This is a genomic window from Elstera cyanobacteriorum (assembly GCF_002251735.1).
Taxonomy (GTDB): Bacteria; Pseudomonadota; Alphaproteobacteria; order Elsterales; family Elsteraceae; genus Elstera; species Elstera cyanobacteriorum.
This window is the reverse complement of record NZ_NOXS01000030.1, coordinates 101,870-121,464: the sequence shown is the minus strand read 5'-3', so window position 1 is coordinate 121,464 and position 19,595 is coordinate 101,870. Positions and strand designations below refer to the sequence as shown.

The 19,595-nt window shown below is 63.6% G+C and carries 19 protein-coding genes; 9 read left to right on the top strand and 10 right to left on the bottom strand.

Going from position 1 to position 19,595, the window contains the following annotated elements; translation table 11 throughout:
• The first annotated feature begins 15 nt into the window (after window positions 1-15).
• Window positions 16-2,109: a methyl-accepting chemotaxis protein gene (locus tag CHR90_RS06490; protein ID WP_094408184.1), complete on the top strand. Its 2,094-nt coding sequence runs from the start codon at window positions 16-18 to the stop codon at window positions 2,107-2,109.
• Window positions 2,110-2,123: 14 nt separating this feature from the next.
• Here the strand turns inward: CHR90_RS06490 and CHR90_RS06485 are convergent, their stop codons facing one another.
• The 6 genes from CHR90_RS06485 to CHR90_RS06460 form a co-directional block, all read right to left on the bottom strand.
• The gene (locus CHR90_RS06485; RefSeq protein WP_094408183.1) at window positions 2,124-2,756 is read right to left on the bottom strand and encodes a LysE family translocator; all 633 of its coding nucleotides are present in this window, start codon (window positions 2,754-2,756) and stop codon (window positions 2,124-2,126) included.
• Window positions 2,757-2,803: 47 nt separating this feature from the next.
• On the bottom strand, window positions 2,804-4,063 hold the full coding sequence (locus CHR90_RS06480) for an aminotransferase-like domain-containing protein (RefSeq protein WP_094408182.1): 1,260 nt from the start codon (window positions 4,061-4,063) through the stop codon (window positions 2,804-2,806).
• Between the two features lie 129 nt (window positions 4,064-4,192).
• Window positions 4,193-4,444, bottom strand: coding sequence for a DUF2188 domain-containing protein (locus tag CHR90_RS06475; protein WP_094408181.1), 252 nt, complete (start codon window positions 4,442-4,444; stop codon window positions 4,193-4,195).
• Between the two features lie 325 nt (window positions 4,445-4,769).
• Window positions 4,770-5,069, bottom strand: coding sequence for a hypothetical protein (locus tag CHR90_RS06470; protein WP_094408180.1), 300 nt, complete (start codon window positions 5,067-5,069; stop codon window positions 4,770-4,772).
• Between the two features lie 137 nt (window positions 5,070-5,206).
• Window positions 5,207-6,826: an amidohydrolase family protein gene (locus CHR90_RS06465; RefSeq protein WP_094408179.1), complete on the bottom strand. Its 1,620-nt coding sequence runs from the start codon at window positions 6,824-6,826 to the stop codon at window positions 5,207-5,209.
• Between the two features lie 163 nt (window positions 6,827-6,989).
• On the bottom strand, window positions 6,990-7,715 hold the full coding sequence (locus CHR90_RS06460) for a GntR family transcriptional regulator (RefSeq protein ID WP_094408178.1): 726 nt from the start codon (window positions 7,713-7,715) through the stop codon (window positions 6,990-6,992).
• Between the two features lie 144 nt (window positions 7,716-7,859).
• Between CHR90_RS06460 and CHR90_RS06455 the strand changes: the two genes are divergently transcribed.
• Complete coding sequence (locus tag CHR90_RS06455) at window positions 7,860-8,963, top strand: methyl-accepting chemotaxis protein (protein WP_094408177.1); 1,104 nt, start codon at window positions 7,860-7,862, stop codon at window positions 8,961-8,963.
• On the opposite strand, the gene CHR90_RS06450 is transcribed toward CHR90_RS06455, so the two are convergent.
• The 4 genes from CHR90_RS06450 to CHR90_RS06435 form a co-directional block, all read right to left on the bottom strand.
• A complete protein-coding gene (locus CHR90_RS06450) occupies window positions 8,964-9,716 on the bottom strand; it encodes a DNA alkylation repair protein (protein ID WP_094408176.1) in 753 nt (250 codons plus the stop codon). It abuts the gene before it with no gap.
• On the bottom strand, window positions 9,706-10,869 hold the full coding sequence (gene nhaA, locus CHR90_RS06445; protein ID WP_094408175.1) for a Na+/H+ antiporter NhaA: 1,164 nt from the start codon (window positions 10,867-10,869) through the stop codon (window positions 9,706-9,708). Before nhaA ends, CHR90_RS06450 begins: the two co-directional genes overlap by 11 nt.
• Before the next feature lie 45 nt (window positions 10,870-10,914).
• Entirely contained in the window at window positions 10,915-12,810 is a 1,896-nt protein-coding gene (locus CHR90_RS06440; protein ID WP_094408174.1) for an adenylate/guanylate cyclase domain-containing protein, read from the bottom strand.
• A 246-nt stretch (window positions 12,811-13,056) separates the two neighbouring features.
• Window positions 13,057-13,521, bottom strand: a complete 465-nt coding sequence (locus CHR90_RS06435) for an Hsp20 family protein (protein ID WP_094408173.1) — start codon at window positions 13,519-13,521, stop codon at window positions 13,057-13,059.
• 232 nt (window positions 13,522-13,753) lie between these two features.
• Between CHR90_RS06435 and CHR90_RS06430 the strand changes: the two genes are divergently transcribed.
• The 7 genes from CHR90_RS06430 (at window position 13,754) to CHR90_RS06400 (ending at window position 19,593) form a co-directional block, all read left to right on the top strand.
• The gene (locus tag CHR90_RS06430) at window positions 13,754-14,239 is read left to right on the top strand and encodes a YajQ family cyclic di-GMP-binding protein (protein WP_094408172.1); all 486 of its coding nucleotides are present in this window, start codon (window positions 13,754-13,756) and stop codon (window positions 14,237-14,239) included.
• Window positions 14,240-14,353: 114 nt separating this feature from the next.
• Complete coding sequence (locus tag CHR90_RS06425; protein WP_094408345.1) at window positions 14,354-14,677, top strand: accessory factor UbiK family protein; 324 nt, start codon at window positions 14,354-14,356, stop codon at window positions 14,675-14,677.
• 185 nt (window positions 14,678-14,862) lie between these two features.
• Window positions 14,863-15,369, top strand: a complete 507-nt coding sequence (locus tag CHR90_RS06420; protein ID WP_094408171.1) for a type III secretion system chaperone family protein — start codon at window positions 14,863-14,865, stop codon at window positions 15,367-15,369.
• Between the two features lie 3 nt (window positions 15,370-15,372).
• Window positions 15,373-16,185, top strand: coding sequence for a pyrroline-5-carboxylate reductase (gene proC, locus CHR90_RS06415; RefSeq protein ID WP_094408170.1), 813 nt, complete (start codon window positions 15,373-15,375; stop codon window positions 16,183-16,185).
• A 49-nt stretch (window positions 16,186-16,234) separates the two neighbouring features.
• On the top strand, window positions 16,235-16,825 hold the full coding sequence (locus CHR90_RS06410) for a hypothetical protein (protein ID WP_094408169.1): 591 nt from the start codon (window positions 16,235-16,237) through the stop codon (window positions 16,823-16,825).
• 141 nt (window positions 16,826-16,966) lie between these two features.
• Entirely contained in the window at window positions 16,967-17,392 is a 426-nt protein-coding gene (locus CHR90_RS06405) for a phasin family protein (RefSeq protein WP_094408168.1), read from the top strand.
• A gap of 185 nt (window positions 17,393-17,577) precedes the next feature.
• Window positions 17,578-19,593 carry a methyl-accepting chemotaxis protein gene (locus CHR90_RS06400; RefSeq protein ID WP_094408167.1) on the top strand — a complete coding sequence of 672 codons (2,016 nt, stop codon included), beginning with the start codon at window positions 17,578-17,580 and terminating at the stop codon, window positions 19,591-19,593.
• The last annotated feature ends 2 nt before the right edge of the window (window positions 19,594-19,595 follow it).

The window sequence follows — 19,595 nt, the reverse complement described above, 5'->3', positions numbered from 1 at the left end:
TGGAGGCACGGAAAGATGAAGGCGACCATTCGCACAAAGCTCTTGGTGGCGTTTGGTTTAACGGCGGCGCTGACGGTGGGCGCCGCTGGCGTGGCGCTGCAAGGGTTCGGGCGTCTGTCCGACATGCTGGCAGAAATTTCAACCACCAGCGTTCCTAATCTGACCTTGGCGCAGGAACTTGGCGTGCGCGCCAATGCGATCGCCGCCGCCGCGCCGTCGCTGCTGGTAACGGCGGATCAAGGGGCGCTTGGGGTCGAGCAAGCCAAGCTGATCGAATATCTTTCCGATGTCGAAACGAAATTATCGGCCCTGAAAAATGTCCTGCCAGCAGCGGATTGGGCCGCGCTGAACGGGCATTTTCAGACGCTTTCCACTGTTCTAGCGCAGTTGGAAGACCAGCACCGGCAGGCGCTGGGGGCCGGGCGGGCGGTCACGCGGGCGGCGGCAGGCGTCTCGGAAGCGTCGGAAGCAGTGACCAGCCTGCTAAACCCGTTGGTTCGCAGCACTTCTTTCACTCTCGAAACGGTTCTGGAGGGGGTTGAGGCGGGCATCGTCGATAAGACCGTCAAGCCCCTTGGGGATTTCAAAACCCTGCGCAATGCCCTGAACCTACAGCGCGAGATTACTCAGTCACGCGCGCTGTTGCTGCAAGCGGCAGTTGCCCCGACGCCGGCGGCGCTGGAGGAGGCGAAGAAAGGCTACGCCAAATCCCAGGCCGCGTTTTCGAAGCTGATGACCGCGATGGGCGATGCCGCTGTGAGTATCGGCCTTGGCGATGCAGCGGCGCAGGTGACGGCGGCGGCGGATGCACTGTTTACGGCGCGCCAGACCTATCTGACCGCAACCGGCGCCGAAGCCGGGATTCTGGAGCAAGCGGTCACGGCGGTTGCCGCCCTGACCAAACAAGCCGACCGGCTGGCGGGGGCCATGCAACGCGATATGGACGGCGGCATCGGCGGGCTCAATATGGGGATCGACTCGGCCCGGCTGGTGCTGCTGGCCCTGGCGGCGGTCGGGCTGGGATTTGCTGGGTTGACCGGCTGGTTCCTGGTGCACCGCGGCATCACCCGGCGGCTGGCGGCGCTGGCCGTGGCGATGGATCGGGTGCGCCTAGGGCAGTTCGACGCGCCGATCCCGGCGGGCGGGCAGGACGAGATTTCGGCGATGGCGACGGCCCTGGCCGTCTTCCGCGATACGGCCGTGCGCGCGGCGGAGCAGGACGCGGCAACGGCAGCCGAACGTCAACAGGCGGCGGCGGAGCGGCGGGCCACCCTACAAGCCCTGGCCAACCGGTTCGAAGCCAGCGTGCAGCAGGTGGTGACATCGGTTTCAGTGGCCGCCGGGGCGATGCATGAAACGGCGGCGCAAATGTCGGGCATGGCGCAGCAGACCAGCAGCCAATCGGCGACGGTCGCCGCCTCGGCAGAACAAGCGACCCAGAATGTCCATATGGTTGCCGTCTCGGCGGAGCAACTGACGAGTTCGATCAGCGAAATCGGCACGCAAGTCAGCCGCTCCACCAGCATCGCCGGGCGGGCCGTGTCGGAGGTGGCGTCCACCAACGAAGCCTTGAGCAGCCTTTCGAACGCCATTGGCAGGATCGATTCGGTTGTGCATCTGATCAACGATATTGCGGGCCAGACCAATCTATTGGCCCTGAATGCCACCATCGAGGCGGCGCGCGCGGGCGAGGCGGGCCGAGGCTTCGCCGTGGTGGCGGGCGAGGTCAAGAACCTCGCCGCGCAAACGGCCCGGGCGACCGAGGATATTACGGCCCAGGTTGCCGATATTCAGCAGACCGCCAAAGCGGCGGTGCAGGCCGTCGTGCGCATCGGCGCCACCATCAACGATCTGAGCGAAATCGCGGCGATGGTTGCGGCAGCGATCGAGGAACAGGGGGCGGCGACGGCGGCGATCAGCGAATCGGTACATCAGGCCGCGCAGGGCACGCAGGATGTGTCGAGCACCATCATCGGCGTCTCGACCGCCGCCAATCAGACCGGTGCGGCGGCGCGCAATGTGCTGAGCGCGGCGGACCAACTGGGCGGCTATTCGCAGCAGCTTAACCGTGAAGTCGAGGAGTTTTTAAAGGCCGTTCGGGTGGCGTAACGAAATGCGCTCGGTCAGTTGGAACGACCGAGCGCCAAGCGCACCGCAAGCCCGGCAAACACCGTACCAAGAAGATATTTCTGCACGCGCTGAAAGCTGGGCCGGGTGCGCATGAACGCCCCGAACCGCCCACCGAGCAGGGCGATACTGCCGTTGACGATGCTGCCAATCCCGATCAGCACCAGCACCATGACGAGAACCTGCGGCAAAAGCGGGCGGTCGCCGCGATGGTTAAGGAACTGCGGGAAAAGCGCGACGAAGAACAGGATGAGCTTGGGGTTCAGTAGATTACCGATCAGCGCTTGGCGGAAGATCAGCCCCAGCGCCGCTTTGGGGGCGTTGCTCTTGGCCAGAAACGGCAGGTCGGGGCTGCGGAAGGTCTGATAGGCCAGCCACGCCAAATAGGCCGCCCCAGCATATTGGATCAGCGCGTAGGCGAGCGGCGCCGCCGCGACGAGGCCCGCCAGCCCAAAGGCCGCCGCGAACGCGTGCACAACGATGCCAAGGTTAAATCCCGCCACCGAAACCAAGCCCGCCGCCGGTCCCTGGGCAATCGAGCGGCTGAGGACATAGAGCATGTCCGGCCCAGGCGTTAGGGCCAGCATCAAGCAGGCCCCGGCGAAGAGGACGAGGGTTTCCAGCGGCATCACAGCGTTCCTGGTGCGGGGCGGTGCAGGGCCCCGCCCCGTTCAGCCTAGGCTTTGACCTTCAGCGCTTCGACCGCCGCCGTCAGTAACCCGCCGAGGCGCTTAATGCCCTCGCGAATCCGTTCGGGCGGCGGGACGGAGAAGCTGAGGCGGATGGTATTCTTGCCCGACCGGTCCGGGTAGAAGGCGGCGCCGGGCACGAAGGCCACGCGGATTTCGGGAATGGCTTTCGCCAGCAGTTCGGCGGCGTCCAACCCTTCCGGCAGGGTTACCCAAACGAACATGCCGCCTTCCGGTTCGGTCCAGGTCACGCCCTGGGGCATGAAATCCTTCATCGCGGCCAGCATCGCATCCCGGCGGTCGCGGTAGATGCTGCGAATGCCGGCGGCGTGATCGAAGATGATCTTATCGGCCACTTTGAACATGGCCATCTGGTTCAGCGTCGGCGTATGCAGGTCGGACGCTTGCTTCATCAGCACCAGCTTTTGCAGCACGGGCTGCGGCGCGACGACCCAGCCGATGCGCAGGGCGGGAACGATGCTTTTCGAGAAGGTGCCGGTATAGATCACCTGACCCTGGGCGGTCGCCTCGCTCAGCGGGCGGGGCTGGTTGACCCGTTCATTATCCAGCGCCAGCAGCGGCGGCACCGGTTCGCCATCGTACCGAAGCTGGTCATAGGCCGAATCTTCGATCACCGGCACCCCGTAACGATAGGCCAGTTCCAGCATCGCCCGGCGCTGGTCCAGCGGCACGGTAACGCCGCAGGGATTGCCGAAATCCGGGGTGAGGTAAAAGAATTTCGCGCCCTTGGCCATTTCGGTTTCAAGCGCCGCCAGATCGACGCCCTCGCCCTGCACCGGCACGGTCACGAAGGTCGGCTCGTAGAGGCTGAAGGCCTGGAGCGCGCCGAGATAGCTCGGGTTCGTGACGATAATCCGGTCGCCGGTGCCGATAAACAGCTTCGCCAAAAACTCCAGCCCCTGCTGCGAGCCATTGGTGATCAGGATGTTATCGGCGTGGGTGGCGATGCCGACCTTCGGCAGATAGGTCTGCGCCAGCCATTCGCGCAGCGGCTGATAGCCTTCCGAGACGGAATATTGCAGGGCCGCCCCCCGGGTTTCCGGGTTCGACAGGATCTCGTGGAAGGTTTCGGCCAAGACCGCGTGCGGGAACAGCGCCGGATCAGGAATACCGCCTGCGAAGGAGATGATATCCGGCTGATTAATCAGCTTCAGCAGTTCGCGGATTTCCGACGCGGTGAGTTTCAGCGCGCGCGGGGCAAAGGCTTTAGTCCAGTCAAGGCTCACGGTCGACCCCTCCCAAGGCAGGGCTTAAATGTTATCCTTGAGCCTTAGCCAAGCCGCGCGCTGCTTTCCAGCCCCAAATTGTCTGTTCGAGTGCCGAGACAAGTTTTTCTGCGCCGCCAACCCCAGGGTTTACGCGGCGGGGCGGCGATCTTGGTCGCCCGCCATGTCGGCAAAGAAGAACTGGCTTGTGATATTGCCATGATAATCCACGACGCGCACGATGCCGGGGCTGCGGTGCTGCGCGACGCGGCAGGCCCATTCCACGGCGTCTTCTTTGGCGTCGAACAGGGCTTCCGGCCGGTCGGTACCGTCGGTCTGCACTTGCCACTCATCGAAATGCGGCGAGACCCAGAAGATCGGGTTCGTCGAGTTGCGGGACATTGTCCTGCGTCCTTTAGTCGTCAATAACAAACACTCGCGTGTTGGGCGCTCTTATACCGATGAAGTGTGACGAAAATAGGTCTATTCCTGCACACCTCCCCTGCGTTTGCAGCAATCGGGGCGCGCTAACCCTGTGAATATTGCGGCGCGGTATAATTTTTCTCGTGACGATTTTGGCACAGATTAAGATTTGACTGATCAAATCTTAATCAAGCCCGTTAATTTTGTTGCGTGAGGCAAGATGTTGGCGACCGATCTAAAAAATCGGGTCGGTAAAAGCGCCGCATCGCTGTGCGGCGGAAGCGCGCAGTCTGGTAAATTCGCGCTATTGCTGGATTTTAACGGCGGTAACGATCAAATCCTTGGACGAGGATTGGTTCTTCACAATCCCCGTAATTTCTACGCGCACATGCAAATCCTTGATATGGGCGGCACCATTGCGCGTCGCCAATTCCTGCATTTTTTTCAGCAGGTTCTGCACGATGGTGGCCTTATCGGCATAGGCGAAGCATTTTTCTTTACCGGCGGATGTATTGAGGTGGACTTCGCACACCGAATCCCCCGTCGAGGAGATGCGATCCCGAATGTCTTCGATCTCTCCGTCGATGGTGCGAACTGTTTCCATTCCGGCCCTATTGCTACCTTGTCCGGTGCCCCGAGCGCCATCGACCCGAAACAGGGGCTGCGTCGCCGGACCCTACAATACCTGAAAACGCGCGAATTCGAAGGGGTGTGATACCTCTTATCGACAAAACAGTTAATTTATGCCGAATTTTGTCGGTGCCGCGCCAGCTTAATTTTTTCCCCGTAATGATGCCGGAGATGGGCCCGGAGTTCTGACCAAAATTCCGGCCAAGCCGGATCGGCGGCGGCGCGGCTATAGGTATGGGCTTCCCGCAGCAGGGCGGACACCCGTTCGCGGTCGATGCCCTGTAATTCGCCTTCGCGATAGCGGATGGCCCCGCCGATCATCGTCAGGCAAACGTCGCGGGCCGACGCGCGGCCCAGCAGGTTTTCGATCAGGCTGGCGTCGAGATCGAGGGACGGGCCTTCGATGCCTTGCAGCGATAGCACCATCAGATCGGCGGGCGCACCGACGCTGAGGTGCCCGCTTTTCCCCCCAAGCCCAATGGCCCGGGCGGCGTTATCGGTGAGCATCGCCAATTGTTCGGTCAGGGTGGGGCGGGTATCCCACGGCCCCCCTTGGCTGATATCGGTGACGCGGGCCAAACCGGCAGCGAGGCGCAGTTCGCTCAGCAAATCTTCATCATCGGCAAGGGCGCGATTATTGGTGCCGAGCGCAACCGGAATGCCGGCGCGCAGCAACGGCCCCAGCCGTGCGATCCCGTGCCGTAAGCGCAGGTTAGACCCCGGCGTGGAGACGGTGCTAACGCCGCGCGCGGCCAGAAGCTCGATTTCGGCGGGCGACAACCAAACGCCCTGCACCAGCGTAAGATCGGGGGTGAGAATGCCAAGCCGGTCGAGGCGCACCAGCACCCCGTCGGGGTAGAGCGTCTGGCAGACGGCCCAATCGACCTGACTTTCGTAGACGGTCAGATGCAGCCCGATGCCGCGCTGTTTGGCATCGCTGGCAATCGCGGTCAGAAAACCATCGGACGCATATTGCGGGCCGGGGATTGCGTAGCGGAAGCTTAGCGTTGGCTCGCCCCCGAAGTCGGCGATCAGCCGGTCCATCAGGGCAATGGTATCCGCCGCCGACCCAGCATAGGTCGGTAGCGACGGTTCGGTGAGCAGCGCCGCGAGTTCGGGCGACAGCCGATCCAGAAAGCCGGGTAGATCGGCCTCGGGCGAAATGATTTGGCCTTGGTCGATCCCAGCGACGCAGATAACGGCGCGGATCCCCGCTTCCAGATACCCCCGGATGGCAGCCCGCAACTCCCCCTCGTAATCGCCGGTGCCCTGGCTGGCGCCCGCGTGCAGGGCGGTGGTGATGCCCTGGGAGAGCATATCGGTCGCAGCGACCAGCGCCAGTGGGTAGGGGTCAAGTGACGTGCGGGCCAAGCGGACCAGCAAAGCATTATCCAGCAGATCATCGCCGGGCGACAGCGGGGCGGCGGTCAACGCCCGCCCCTGCTGATGGGCATTGATCAGCCCTGGCATCAGGATCGAGTCGGGCAGCCGTTCGACCGGGACGTCGGGGTGGGCGTCGATCAGGCTGGTGACAATATCGATGGCGGCGATCTTACCGTCTTGGACCAGCACGGCAAAATCGGGCAGCAATCCTTCCGGGTCGCCGCCGGGCAGAACATAATCGGGCGCGAGGATCAGCGATTCCGTGCCGTCCCCCAGATCGAAATCGGTCTCGCGACCGGATAAGGGCGTGTCCGGGCGGGCGGCGGCGGGGAAGGCGGAACGGGTCATCGACGCACACACATCCTTGCAGGCAGGCTTGTCGGCAGAAAAGCCATCGTCGGCAGGTACTCTGCCTTATTTTCAGAAGGCTTGTCCCGTTCTTTCAAGCATCTGGACGGGCCGTGATGATCTAATCTCTGAAGCCTGCCCGTCGTGACTATCATCGTAGGGGTCAGGCGAGGCCATCCAATCGGATCGATAGCGTATCGACCGGATCGGACGACAGGATCGCGTCGCGGACCATGCGGAAGGAGTCGGCCACTTGTTCGGCGGCGATGCGGGCGGCTTCCACACTATCGCCCGCGACCAGTGCATCGATCAGGCAATGGTGTTCGTGGCTGATTTCCTCGGTCCGGTCGCGCAGGGCAAGGCCGATGTGCAGCAACCGTTCGGATTCCATCATCAATTGTTCCAGCATGGCCGCCAGGCGCGCATTGCCGGAGCGGCGGGCGATCAGCAGATGGAACTCGCGGTTAGACGCCAGAAACTTTTCGGCGCTCTCGGGGTCGCCGGGGCTATAGCGCGCCTGACAGGCCGCGTCGAGCTGCGTCAACTCATCGACCGCCACCTGCCCCGCTGCCAGCCGGGCCGCTTCCGACTCCAGCAGTTGCCGCAGGTCGAAAATATCGCGCACGTCGCGCAGCGTTACCGGGGCGATGCGCCAGCCGCGCCGCGCCTGCGCCCGGACCAGCCGGTCTTGTGCCAAGCGCGACAGGGCGGCGCGCACAGGGGCTTTGCCGAAGCCGAAGCGGGCGGCAAGCTGGGTTTCCGAAACCTCTGTTCCTGGCGGCAGCGCACAGGTGATGATCGCCCGGCGAATCGCCAGATAGGCGCGGTCGCCCAGGCTTTCGCCGTTTTCGTCGCGGCTGGGATCGGGAAGGGGAACGAGCACTGACATGGCAGTTTTCCTGATTAGAATGTCAGAAATGACCCGAACGGCCAAACCAAGTCAAGCGCTGGTCTAAAACACGGGCATTTTACCTTTTCCCCAGCGGGGGGATGGGGCATCCTAGCGACAGCCTAACCAAGAAGGCCGATCACGATGGTAACGCCCTTTTTTCTGCAAACCGGTTTGCTGCTGGCGATTGCGGTTCTGCTGCCGGCGGGGGTGGCCACCTTCCTGCTGCCCGATCCGACCCATCGGCTGATCGTGTTGCTGGTCGCGGCGGCGACGGCTGGGGGCGCGCTCGCCCTGGTGCGCCTGCTGGTCGCCCGGCTTCCGGCGGCCCAGCCGCCGCAAGCGGCGGTCAGTGCGGCGAAGGCGGCGGCGGGACCGGAAACTGTCGGCAGCATCTTGGCAACCACGATCGTTCAGCGACTAAAGCAAAGCAGCGCGTGGTTGCTCGATGATATGACGGCGGCGGCGCAGCGGTTGCGCATGACAGGCGAAGGGCTGGCGGACGTCACCAATTCGGCCAATCAACAGGCACTGCTGGTGTCCGACGCGGCGGATGAAACTGCCAGCCACGGCGACCGGGCGGCGGCGGCGGCGGGCGGTTTGGTCAAGTCGGTGCAGGAAATCGCCGTCCATGTCGATCAAGCCGTTGGCGCGGCGGAGGCAGCGCAGACGGCAGGGCAAAGTGCCCGGCACACAATGGAAGGTCTGGAAGCGGCGGCGGCGGCAATTAGCGAAGTTTCGACGCTGATTACTGAAATTGCCGGGCAGACCAATCTGTTGGCCCTGAATGCCACCATCGAAGCCGCGCGTGCGGGGGCGGCGGGCAAAGGCTTTGCTGTCGTTGCGGGCGAGGTGAAAGCGCTCGCCACCCGGACGGCGCAGGCGACCGAGGATATTGGTGCCCAGATTGCCATCATTCAAACCGTGACGGCGGATATGGGCGGGGTGCTGAACGAAATTCTCGGGCAGATCAAGCAGTTGCAGCATAACAGCAAAGAAGTCTCGTATATTTTGCAGGATCACGAGGGGGCGGCGGGCCAGGTCACCACGTTGGTGGATCGCATGGCCTCGGGCGCGCGCAAGGTGCGCGATGGGATTAGCGAGGTTGGATCGGCGGCCATCCGGGGCGGCGCGAATGTGTTGGACCTGCTGAACGCCGCCGATGACGTTGCCGACCGCACGCAGCGCCTGCGCTTGGCGATCGACGAGGCGATGCGCGCGACCGGCGGCGACGCGGCGGCGTCGTAATCAGGCCAAGGATCGCCCGGCGCGCTTCAACAGGCGGGGGGCGACGGAGGCGTCGCGGCGCCAGTCGGTTAAGAGGTGCGAAACCCAATCGGGTCGGCTTTTCGCGGCATCATTCAGCCAATTGCCGACCGAATCCTGCACATAAGGGCTGGCGTCCCGGCGGAGGGGCTGCAAAAGCGGCAAGGCCTGGGCTGGATCGGTTTTGAGAGCCGCGATATGGGCACACCAGACGCCGCGCGGGCGGGTCGCTTCGCTCGCAAACCGGCGCAGATTGGCGGATGGTTCCGCCGTCCACGGCACGAGCAGGCGCAGGGCCTCATCAATCTCTGCGGCAATCGCAGGACGCAGCGCCAGCCACGCCCATTCCCGCACGCCGAAATGCGGATCGTCGGCCAGCGGGCGCACCCGCGCGAGGCGTTCCGCCAACGATAAACCCGGCAGAGCGGCGATCAGATATGCGCCCCAGCCCCGCGCTGTATCGGCGCGGTGAACCAGCAGCCGGGGCAGCAGCGCATCGCCTTCACTCGCGCGTAATAGTTCCGCTGCGCGGGCCATACGCTGCGTGATGCCAAGGGTTGGAGGCAGCGCCGCTTCCGCCGCGTCGGCCAAAGACGGGGCCACTGTCGCCAGCAGGCGCGGGAAGGATAGGGCTAACCCTTCCGATAAGGTCCGGGTTTCCGCGAGGCCCTTGTTCAACCGATCCAGATGGTCGGGCGGGACAGCGGCAATACTCCGCGCCCCCTTAGCCGACATGGGCGCCCGTGCTGCGTCGGAGGTAGAAATATCCGAGCACCGCTGCCAGTACCGACCCGCCCAGCACGCCAAGGCGCACCTGGGCCGCCGCCTCCGGGCCGCTAAAGGCAAGACCGCCGATAAAAAGGCTCATGGTAAAGCCGATCCCGGCCAGCAGTCCGGCGCCGGTGATCAGCGGCCAGGTCAGCCCGGTCGGTAGTTCGGCCAGCCCGGCTTTCACCGCCAGCTGCGCCGCCAGCACGACGCCCACCGGCTTGCCGATCAAAAGGCCGAAGGCAATGCCCAGTGTGACGGTTTCGGTCAAGGCCGCAAGACCCAGCCCGGCAAAGGATACCCCGGCATTGGCAAAGGCAAAGACCGGCAGCACGCCCCAGGTAATCCAAGGCGCAACCGTATGTTCGGCATGGGCCAGCGGCCCGTGCTGGGCGTGGCCGTGGCGGTCGTGCAGTGGGATCGCAAAGGCCAGCGCTACCCCGGCCAGGGTGGCATGAACGCCGGATTTCAACACGAAGACCCAGAGCGCCGCGCCGACCAGTACATAGGGCGTCAACCGCCGCACGCCCGCAAGGTTCAGCACGGCCAGTACCAGCAGTAGGATGACGGCGCCGCCCAGGGCGGCGGTCGAAAGCTCCGCCGTATAGAAGATGGCGATGATCACAATGGCGCCGAGATCGTCGATCACCGCCAGGGCCATCAGGAACAGTCGCAGACCGGCGGGGATGCGGGTGCCGAGCGTCGCGAGAATCCCAAGGGCGAAGGCAATATCGGTTGCCGCTGGAATGGCCCAACCTTTCAGCGCTCCCGGCGTTCCGGCATTTAACAGCGCGTAAATCAGCGCCGGGACCGCCATGCCGCCGATAGCCGCGGCGAGCGGCAGGGCCAGCACTTTCAGATTGGCGAGTTGACCGACCCGGGCCTCGCGCTTGATTTCCAGCCCGACAAGAAAGAAAAATACGGCCATCAGCCCGTCGTTGATCCACAGCAACAGGGGCTTTTCGATCCCGGCGCCCCCGGCGTGCACCCCCACGGGGGTCGCCAGCAAGGCTTCGTAGAGCGGGGATAGGCCGGAGTTGCTGACGATCAGTGCGGCAATCGCCGCCAAAAGCAAAACGCCGCCTGCCGCGACTTCGGTTGGAATGCGCGGGCGGGTCATCGGCGTTTCCTTTCTTAATTATTCGGCGCTAGGGCGCGGCGACGATTATTCCGACGCCTCGGCAATCGGTGCATCGCTCTGCCAGTCCACCCGATACACGGTCTGCTGCTGGGCGAAGCCTTTCAACGGAACATCGAACGGCGCGCTAAGCGGCGCGACGGGACTATCCTTCACATAATCGGCAAATGTGGCATCACAATGAATATCGCCCGGCTCGCCCAAGGACGATAGGCGCGCGCTGAGCTGCACGATAGTGCCGAAATAATCATTGTTTTCCTGGACCGGCTGCCCCGCCGACAGGCCGATGCGCAGCATAATCTGTTCGCCCGGGGTGACGTTATTATGATCCGCGCATTGGCGCTGGATATCGACGGCGGCGGCCAGCCCATCGGCGACGCGCGGGAAGACGGCCATGATCCCGTCGCCGGTATGCTTCACCTGATGGCCGCGATGGCGCTTTAGGGCAACGGCGACGATGGAATTATGCGTTTGGACCAGCCGCATCGCCTGCTCTTCGCCTAAGCGCTGGGTGGTAGCGACGGAGGCGACCATATCGGTGAAGAGAATGGCGATATCCAGCGTCTTTTGAGCCGCTTCGGTCAGGCCGTTCCAGGCTTCCAGTGCCGGACCCAGCTTTTCGGCGCCGCCGCTACCGCTTTGCAGGCGTCCCGTCATCGCTGCCCGGCCCGCATCAATGGCGGCGCTGAATTTAGCGTCCCGTTGGTAATCGGCGGCCCGCGATAGGAACGTCCCCGCCCGGTCGGCCCCGGTCCCAAGGGCTTCTAGCGCGGGGCCAATGATCAGCGGCAGCTCCTGCCGCCCGGCCTTGGTTTTCGCCAAAATGGCTTCTGCCGCCCCCAGAACATAGAGGTGGCAGGCAAAGCGGTTGCGCCCGTCAAGGCCCGCTGCCGTGAAGGCCTGGGTGGCGGGATGAACCAGCGAGTCGCGCAGGAATGTCAGCAGATAATCGCGGTTTGCAGTCTGGGTGGCTGAATTAGGCGCTTCGGCAGCGGCTTTTTCCGGCGCGGCATCCGCGACCGTCTCGACCGCTTGCGCCGGTGCCGCTACCTCGGCCCCCGTCTCAGCGGATGCCGCCGCAGGTGTTGCATCGCCGTCGGACGGGAGTTGCAGCCCCAGAATCGCCGCGAGTCCGCGCTCTTCGATGGCCTTTTGTTCGGCCTCGGCACGCGCCTTTTCGGCGGCGCTCATGGGCTTATTAGCGGCGTCACCCGAGGTTGACGATGTCCGGGCCGCAGTGGGGCTCTCGGTCGGGTCGGCGGAAGGGGTGTCGGCGGGGGCCTCGGTGCCGTCGGTCGGAACTGGGCGGCGGCGGCCCGCCGTGCGCCCGAACACTTGCAACGAAATCCAGAAGGCGATGGCAAAGACCAGGAGGGCCAGCAGATAGATGACAATCGGATCGATATGGGCCAACGGCCCATTTTCGCCCCCCAAAACGCCAGTCAGCAAGAGGACGCCGATACCTGATAGGCCGACGGCGATCAGCGCTGAGAGGATCAACCGGCTGGCTAGCGACCGTTCCTGCGGGGGGTCCGTATCGGTTTTAGGCTTCGGCGGCGGGGCTGACGGGGACGCGAGGACGCTGGCGGCTGAGCCAAGGGGCCGCGCCTGCGCGGTGCGGGGAACGGCGCCGCCTCGGCTGATCGGCGCTGCGGCTGCCACCCGGCGCGGCGCGGCTTGAACGGGCGGATTGATCGGGGGCGCGACCTTCTGTTTCGACTGGCGATAGATGGTGCGCTGCTTAAAAAGCTGTTCGCCTTCATCGTATTTTTCGAGAATGACGCGGACAGCCTCTACCGATGGCGACGCAAAATGGCGCTTCGCCTCCTCGACGGCTTCGTCCTTCTGTGTCCCTCGAAAGCGTTCTTGCAAATGCCAACGCCCGCTTTCGGCGACATGTAGCTCATATATGTCGTCGTGCATGCGTCTGCTGTTTAGCCTTCTTGTTTGCCAGCCATGGTCGATGGACCTTCTGTCCCGCTATTTTCTAAATTACGGGATAGTTTGGGGCGACCCAATAGGATTCTTGCGTAATACGGTAATAGTCCCAGCCCGCGCCCCTTATAAGAAGAACCCCCGCAGGTTGCTACTCCTGCGGGGGCCGGATCATTCAGAGGTGGCTTGTGTGCGCTGCAAACCTGGTTAACGCGTCAGGTTTGGGCAGAAACCCTATTCCGCCGCCGCGAGCGACGGGACTGCGCCGTTACGGTTTGCCGTTGTAATGGCGATGGTCCGCGGCTTCATGGCTTCCGGCACTTCGCGGACAAGCTCGATGTGCAGCAGGCCGTTTTCCAGCGCGGCAGTATCGACGCGGATGTGGTCGGCCAGATCGAACTTACGTTCAAACGCTCGGCCGGCGATGCCCCGGTGCAGGAACTGGGCCTTTTCGTCGTCGGCCTTGGCTTGTCCGCTGACGGTCACCTGATTGGGCTTGGCGACGATGGTAATATCGCTCGGGGCAAAGCCCGCAACGGCCATGCTGATGCGATAACGATCATCGGCCAGCTTTTCGATATTATAGGGCGGGTAGGAGGAACCGGCGTCTTCGGCGCGCTGGGCGGCATCCATCAGATGGATGAGCCGATCAAAACCAACGGTCTGGCGGAAGAGCGGATTGAGATTAAGCGTACGCATTCCATATTCTCCTTGAGAAGCAACATGGTGACTGGGACCGCCGCGATGGCGCGCCCCGTTTTGGAAGGTGTCAGCCCGACTTCGGCGCCGACCCCCTGGAGGTAAGCAGCGATGCGCGCGGGTTCAAGAGGGGGTTTTTCGGATTCCGACGCATGATTTTTTGCTTGCCCCCACGGCCCGATCCGGCCTTTCAATGCCGCCGATAGAGCAGGATTGATCAGGAGCGCCCGCAATGCCGTCTTTCGACATCGTCTCGAAAACCGATCTGGCCGAGGTTGATAATGCCCTTGGCAATATCGTCCGCGAGATCGGCACCCGCTTCGATTTCAAAGGGTCGAAGTGCGAGATCACGCGCAAGGACAATGATTTAACGATCCTGGCCGACGATCAACTGAAGCTCGATCAGATGCACGAGCTGCTCAAGGTGCATTTCACCCGCCGCAAGATCGACCCCAGCGCCCTCGACTATAAGACCGTGGAAAAAGCCACCGGCGCCAGCGTGCGCCAGGTCATTACGGTGAAGCAGGGCATTCCGCAGGATGTGGCGAAAACCATCACCCGCGCGGTCAAGGACGCCAAGATGAAGGTGCAGGTGGCGATCCAGGGCGATGAGCTGCGCGTGACCGGCAAAAAGCGCGACGATTTGCAGGAAGCGATTGCCCTCGTGCGCGGGCTTAAAATCGAACAGCCGCTGCAGTTTGAGAATTTCCGCGATTAATCGGCGGGTTTGGGTGGCGTAATTCCGTCATAAAGCGGGTGATACGGTCTTACCCTGCTTGCCGTGCCCTGCCGGGCGCGGCATGGTGAGCCAATGTGGAAGGAGGCAGTCCCGATGCGACAGCAAGGACGGTTTTTCGAAGATGGCGCCCGGGTTGCCGGGGGGGCGCTCGGCGCTTTGGCCGGGCTGAAGGCCGAGGTCAATGGTCTCGCGCGCAGCCGGGTCGAACGGCTGCTGGCAGAGCTGAACCTCGTGACCCGCGATGAGTTCGAAGCCATGCGCGACGTTGCCGTGCGGGCTCGGGAGGCACAGACCGCCCTCGAGGCGCGGGTGGCGGCGCTAGAAGCCAAACTCGCCGCTGTTGCGAAACAGGATGAACCTTCGCCCACTAAGCGGCCTCGCGCCAAAGCAAAACCCGCGGCGGACCCCGCAGTTTAGCTAGGGTTTCTGCTCTGCGTTTTTGGAAAACGACCTATACCGGGCTTGCCTTTTCGGCGTTGGCCCGGTATCGCTGCCTATGGAACTTCGTTTGCACAAGCGAAGACTTCGGTGGCGAGGACACCAGCCGGTTGCTCTGGGCTTAGGTCTCGTTCTTTATTTTGGTTCGCCCGGAGGCGATAGGTATGACCACCCTTCGTGAGACAACGCCCGATATCCCGTCTCATCCGCTCGATTTGGTCGAAGACATCGTTACGGCAAACGAATGGCCGTTCGACCGGGCGAGTGATGACGAACTGGTTGCGGAACTGCGCGGCCGCTGGTGCGATTACCGCCTGTTCTTCGTTTGGCGCGACGATGTTAGCGCGCTGCACTTCTCCTGCGCGTTCGACGCCAAGGTGCCGGAAACCCGCCGCCGCGAGATTTACACGCTGACGGCGATGATCAACGAGCGCCTGTGGATCGGCCATGTCGAAGTAAGCCAGGAAGACGGCATGCCGTTGTTCCGCCACACGCTGCCGCTGCGCGGTCTGCTAACGGGCGCGTCGCTGGAGCAGCTCGAAGATCTGGTCGATGCCGCCTTTACCGAGTGCGAGCGCTTTTATCCGGCCTTCCAATTGGTCATCTGGGGCGGCAAGACCGCCGAGGAAGCCTTGGAAGCCGCTTTGTTCGAAACCGTCGGCGAAGCCTAAGTCATGGGTCTCGCGCTGCTGCTGCTTGGGTGCGGCAAGATGGGCGGGGCGATGGCCCGGGGATGGTTGGCGTCGGGCGCGGTAGACCGCGTTTTGGTGGTTGATCCCCATCAACCGACCGACCCCGCCCTCGCGGGCGATGCCCGCCTGTCGTGGGTTCCCGATGTGGCGGGTTTGGGGGATCTAGGCGGCCTTGATGCCATCGTTCTCGCGGTCAAGCCGCAGATGATGGATGGGGCGCTGGCGGCCTTGGCACCGAAGATCGCGGGCGCACCGCTGATCTTGTCGATTGCTGCGGGCAAGACCATCGCTTATTTCGAAAAACACTTGGGCGCTGCTTTGCCCATCGTTCGGTCGATGCCGAACCTGCCCGCCGCCATCGGGCGCGGGGTGACGGTCTGTGTGGCGACCGATAAGGTTTCAGCCACCCAGCGCGCCCTCGCCACCCAATTGCTGACCGCCTGCGGCGCCGTTGAATGGGTGACGGAAGAAAAACAGATTGACGCGGTCACGGCCCTATCGGGCGGCGGTCCCGCCTATGTGTTCGCGCTGATCGAAGCGATGACCGAGGCTGGTATTGCCGTGGGTCTGCCCGCCGATGTCGCCGGGCGGCTCGCGCGTGTCACCATTGCTGGCGCCGGGGAATTGGTGCATCAGTCCGACCTGCCCGCCGCAACCCTGCGCGAGAATGTCTGTAGCCCCGGCGGCACGACGATTGAGGCGATTAAGGTGCTGATGGGGCCCGACGGCTGGCAGCCTATCGTGACCCGGGCGATTGCCGCCGCCACCCGCCGCGCCGGGGAATTGGGCGCGTAATTCTTCCAGCTTTCTGCTAGTCTGCCACCGGGAAACGCAAGGGGGTGCGATGACCGATCCTGTTTTGCTGGCGGTCAGCCGGGCGATTGCCGAAACCGGCTGGCATCAGGTGCCGATGGCCGAGTGGGCGCGGCGGGCCGATGTGCCATTGGCCGACGTGCAGGCACGCTTTCCCCATAAACTCTCGATCCTCTTGGCGTGGAACCGGGCGGCGGATACTGCGATGCTCGCTGATCTGTCGGCGGATGAGCAGGAAGGCCCCGTGCGCGACCGGCTCTTCGCGCTCCTGATGCGCCGCTTCGATGCGCTGGCGCCGGGGCGGGAGGCGCTGGCCTTGCTACCCGATCCGCGCCGGGGGGCACCGCATCTGCTCGTTGCCCTCTCGCCGCATCTTATTCCGTCGATGGTCTGGGCGCTGGAAGCGGCGCAGCTTGCGACTGGCGGGATCCTAGATGTGCTGCGCGCCAAGCCGCTCGCCTTCGCCTATGGGCTGGCCCTGCGCACCTTTATAAGCGATCCGAACCCGGATATGTCGGATACGATGAAGGCGGTCGATCAGGCGCTGAAGCGTATTCAGGGCTGGCCGTTGGCCTTGCCGACCATACCAGATATGGCCCCGCCGACCGCGGACGCCTCCTAAGGCCTCCTGTCTTTGGCGAGGGGCAGGGTTGCACGTAAGAGTTATGTTGCAGCGCACAAAATGCCTTGAAATTAGGCTGGAGCTGTGACAAGGTTTAGTCATGTTGCACCGCAGCAAAAACGCCAACCCGGAGAGACTGCCATGACCAAGAACCCGTTCTTCGATATCGACTTCACCAAGATCGCCGCCGACTACAAGATCCCCGGCCTTGATGTGGAAGCCCTGGTCAGCGCCCAGCGCCGTAACATCGAAGCGATCACCGCCGCCAACCAACTCGCCTTCGAAGGCCTTCAGGCCGTTGGTCGCCGTCAGGCCGAAATTCTGCGCCAGACCCTGGAAGAAACCGCCGCCGCCCTGCGCGATGCCGTGGCCCAGGGCACGCCGGAAGAAAAGCTGGCAAAGCAGACCGACCTCGCCAAGCAGGCTTTTGAAAAGGCCCTGTCGAACATGAAGGAACTGGCCGACCTGCTCGCCAAGTCGAACCAGGATGCCGCGTCGGTGATCAGCGCCCGTGTGACCGCCAGCATCGACGAAGTGAAGTCGCTTCTGGCGAACATCAAGAAGTAATCAGTTTTACTTCGCTGATAAGTTGCAGGAACGCCGCCCTTTGGGCGGCGTTCTTTCTTATTTTGAGATCGAAATAAATCCAAGACTCCGCGCCAGAGTTTTCGTGTTAACAATTTTTGCTTCTTCACAATATGTTCATCGTTTGCCGGTAAGGGTTCCGGTATTTCCTAACGATAGGCCGAACGATGATAACGTCTGCATCCGCACTGGGAATCCGGGGGCGGCTCTGGCTGGCTTTCGGGGCAATTTCGGCGCTGCCCATCGTGGCGGCGCTGGTGGCCTGGGTGGCCTTCGCCGATGTGGCGGAGCGCATGAGCCTCGTCGCCGATCAGCGGCTGCCGCAAATCGAAACCGCGCTGCGGCTTGCGGCGACGGCGGAACGGCTGGCGAGCTACGGTCCCGATCTGGTGGCGGCGCCCGATGCCGACCGTAGGGCCGCGCTGTGGCAAAAGGTCGAGCCGACCCAAGCAGACGCCCGCCGGTTGATCGAGGCGTTGCGGGCGACCACCGATGCGTCGGAAATCACCGATTATATCTCCTATATCGACGATATGGCCCGCATGCTGGCCGATATCCGCCGTTTGGTGGATAGCACCAGCGCCACCCGCAGCGCTCTGGCGGAAACCATGCTGTCGGTCGATTTGACCGCTCAGGATTTCGATCAATCGGCGGCGCGGCTCTCGCACGCCGAGACCGGCACCTTGCTGCGGCAACTCAATGCCCGGCTGGTCACGCAAATTCAAACCCTGCCCGCGATGACCGATCCCGAGGCCGTGGCTCGCGCAGGCCGTGTCGTTGCCGAACAGCAGGTGACGCTGGCCCGCTTGGTGGAGGGCCTCTCCGCCGCCGATCAGGCCGAAATCGCCCCGCCGCGCGATGCTTGGGTAACCTTGCTGGCCAGCGCGCCCTTTCAGAAGCAAACCGATTTGCTGCTCGATGGTCAGGACCGCGACCTGCTGTTGGTCTCCAACGCGACGATTGCCGACCGGTTGCGCGACCGGACGGCCAAGCTGGTGGCAGAAGCGCGGGCGGGCGTCACCTCGGCGGCGCAGGACGTGCGCGACGTCATCACCCAAGGGGTGCGGCAGCTTTTTGGGGTTGCAGCGGGGGCGGTGGTTCTGGCGGTTTGCATTGGCTGGTTCTACGTCAGCCGCCGGATCATTCGCCGCCTGATGCGCCTGATTGGCGCGATGGGGCGCCTGTCCCAGGGCGATTATACCGCGCTGGTCGAGGATACGGGCCGGGATGAAATCGGCGCAATGGCGGAAGCCTTGCGGGTTTTCCACGCCAACGCTGTCGCCGTCGAACAGTTGAACCGCGAGAAAGCCGATGCCGAACGCCGGGCGGAGGAGGAGCGCCGCGCCGCCCTGCACCGGCTGGCCGATGGGTTCGAAGCCAGCGTTCGCCATATCGTCGAGGATGTGGGCCGGGCGGCGCAGGATATGCGCGGGTCGGCGGATGAATTGGCGACGGCGGTCGGCGTTACCCAGAACCGGGCGGAGGACGTGCGCAGCGCCTCCGATCTTGCGGTCGGGCATAGTCAGACTGTGGCTGCCGCCGCTGAGGAACTAACGAGCGCAATTGGTGAGATTGGGCGGCAGGTCAATCACGCCGCCAGCATCACCGGCGCGGCCAGCGCCGCGGCCGACCATTCGGAACAGCAGATGCGGCAGTTGGCCAGCGATGCCCAGCGCATTGGGCAGGTCGTCGATCTGATCAACGGCATCGCGGGGCAAACGAACCTCTTGGCGCTGAATGCGACCATCGAGGCGGCGCGCGCTGGGGACGCGGGTAAGGGGTTCGCCGTGGTCGCGGCGGAAGTTAAAGCGCTGGCAACCCAGACCGGGCGGGCGACGGAGGAAATCCGTAGTCTTGTTTCGACTATCGGCGGCCAAAGCCAAGTCGCCGTCGGCAATATCGCCGATATCACGCGGACCATGCGCGAAGTGAACGAGGTCGCCGCCGCCATCGCCGCTGCGGTCGAACAGCAGGGCGCCGCGACGCAGGAAATCGCCCGGACGGTGCAGGAAGTGGCGCAGGGCGCGGTTGGGGTGAACCGCAATATTCTGCAGGTTGCCGATGCGACAACGACCGCCGCCGCCGTCTCGGGCTCGGTCCAAAGCGCCGCGACGGGATTGGCGCTAACGGCAGGCTCGCTGCGCCACGAGGTCGATCAATTCGTCGCGCGCGTCCGAGCGTAAGG

Bases quoted from the DNA above. Each gene is read 5' to 3' on its own strand.
- CHR90_RS06490 (WP_094408184.1), top strand. From the start codon at position 16: ATGAAGGCGACCATTCGCACAAAGCTCTTGGTGGCGTTTGGTTTAACG.
- CHR90_RS06485 (WP_094408183.1), bottom strand. From the start codon at position 2,756: ATGCCGCTGGAAACCCTCGTCCTCTTCGCCGGGGCCTGCTTGATGCTG.
- CHR90_RS06475 (WP_094408181.1), bottom strand. From the start codon at position 4,444: ATGTCCCGCAACTCGACGAACCCGATCTTCTGGGTCTCGCCGCATTTC.
- CHR90_RS06470 (WP_094408180.1), bottom strand. From the start codon at position 5,069: ATGGAAACAGTTCGCACCATCGACGGAGAGATCGAAGACATTCGGGAT.
- CHR90_RS06465 (WP_094408179.1), bottom strand. From the start codon at position 6,826: ATGACCCGTTCCGCCTTCCCCGCCGCCGCCCGCCCGGACACGCCCTTA.
- CHR90_RS06460 (WP_094408178.1), bottom strand. From the start codon at position 7,715: ATGTCAGTGCTCGTTCCCCTTCCCGATCCCAGCCGCGACGAAAACGGC.
- CHR90_RS06455 (WP_094408177.1), top strand. From the start codon at position 7,860: ATGGTAACGCCCTTTTTTCTGCAAACCGGTTTGCTGCTGGCGATTGCG.
- CHR90_RS06450 (WP_094408176.1), bottom strand. From the start codon at position 9,716: ATGTCGGCTAAGGGGGCGCGGAGTATTGCCGCTGTCCCGCCCGACCAT.
- nhaA (WP_094408175.1), bottom strand. From the start codon at position 10,869: ATGACCCGCCCGCGCATTCCAACCGAAGTCGCGGCAGGCGGCGTTTTG.
- CHR90_RS06440 (WP_094408174.1), bottom strand. From the start codon at position 12,810: ATGCACGACGACATATATGAGCTACATGTCGCCGAAAGCGGGCGTTGG.
- CHR90_RS06435 (WP_094408173.1), bottom strand. From the start codon at position 13,521: ATGCGTACGCTTAATCTCAATCCGCTCTTCCGCCAGACCGTTGGTTTT.
- CHR90_RS06430 (WP_094408172.1), top strand. From the start codon at position 13,754: ATGCCGTCTTTCGACATCGTCTCGAAAACCGATCTGGCCGAGGTTGAT.
- CHR90_RS06425 (WP_094408345.1), top strand. From the start codon at position 14,354: ATGCGACAGCAAGGACGGTTTTTCGAAGATGGCGCCCGGGTTGCCGGG.
- CHR90_RS06420 (WP_094408171.1), top strand. From the start codon at position 14,863: ATGACCACCCTTCGTGAGACAACGCCCGATATCCCGTCTCATCCGCTC.
- proC (WP_094408170.1), top strand. From the start codon at position 15,373: ATGGGTCTCGCGCTGCTGCTGCTTGGGTGCGGCAAGATGGGCGGGGCG.
- CHR90_RS06410 (WP_094408169.1), top strand. From the start codon at position 16,235: ATGACCGATCCTGTTTTGCTGGCGGTCAGCCGGGCGATTGCCGAAACC.
- CHR90_RS06405 (WP_094408168.1), top strand. From the start codon at position 16,967: ATGACCAAGAACCCGTTCTTCGATATCGACTTCACCAAGATCGCCGCC.
- CHR90_RS06400 (WP_094408167.1), top strand. From the start codon at position 17,578: ATGATAACGTCTGCATCCGCACTGGGAATCCGGGGGCGGCTCTGGCTG.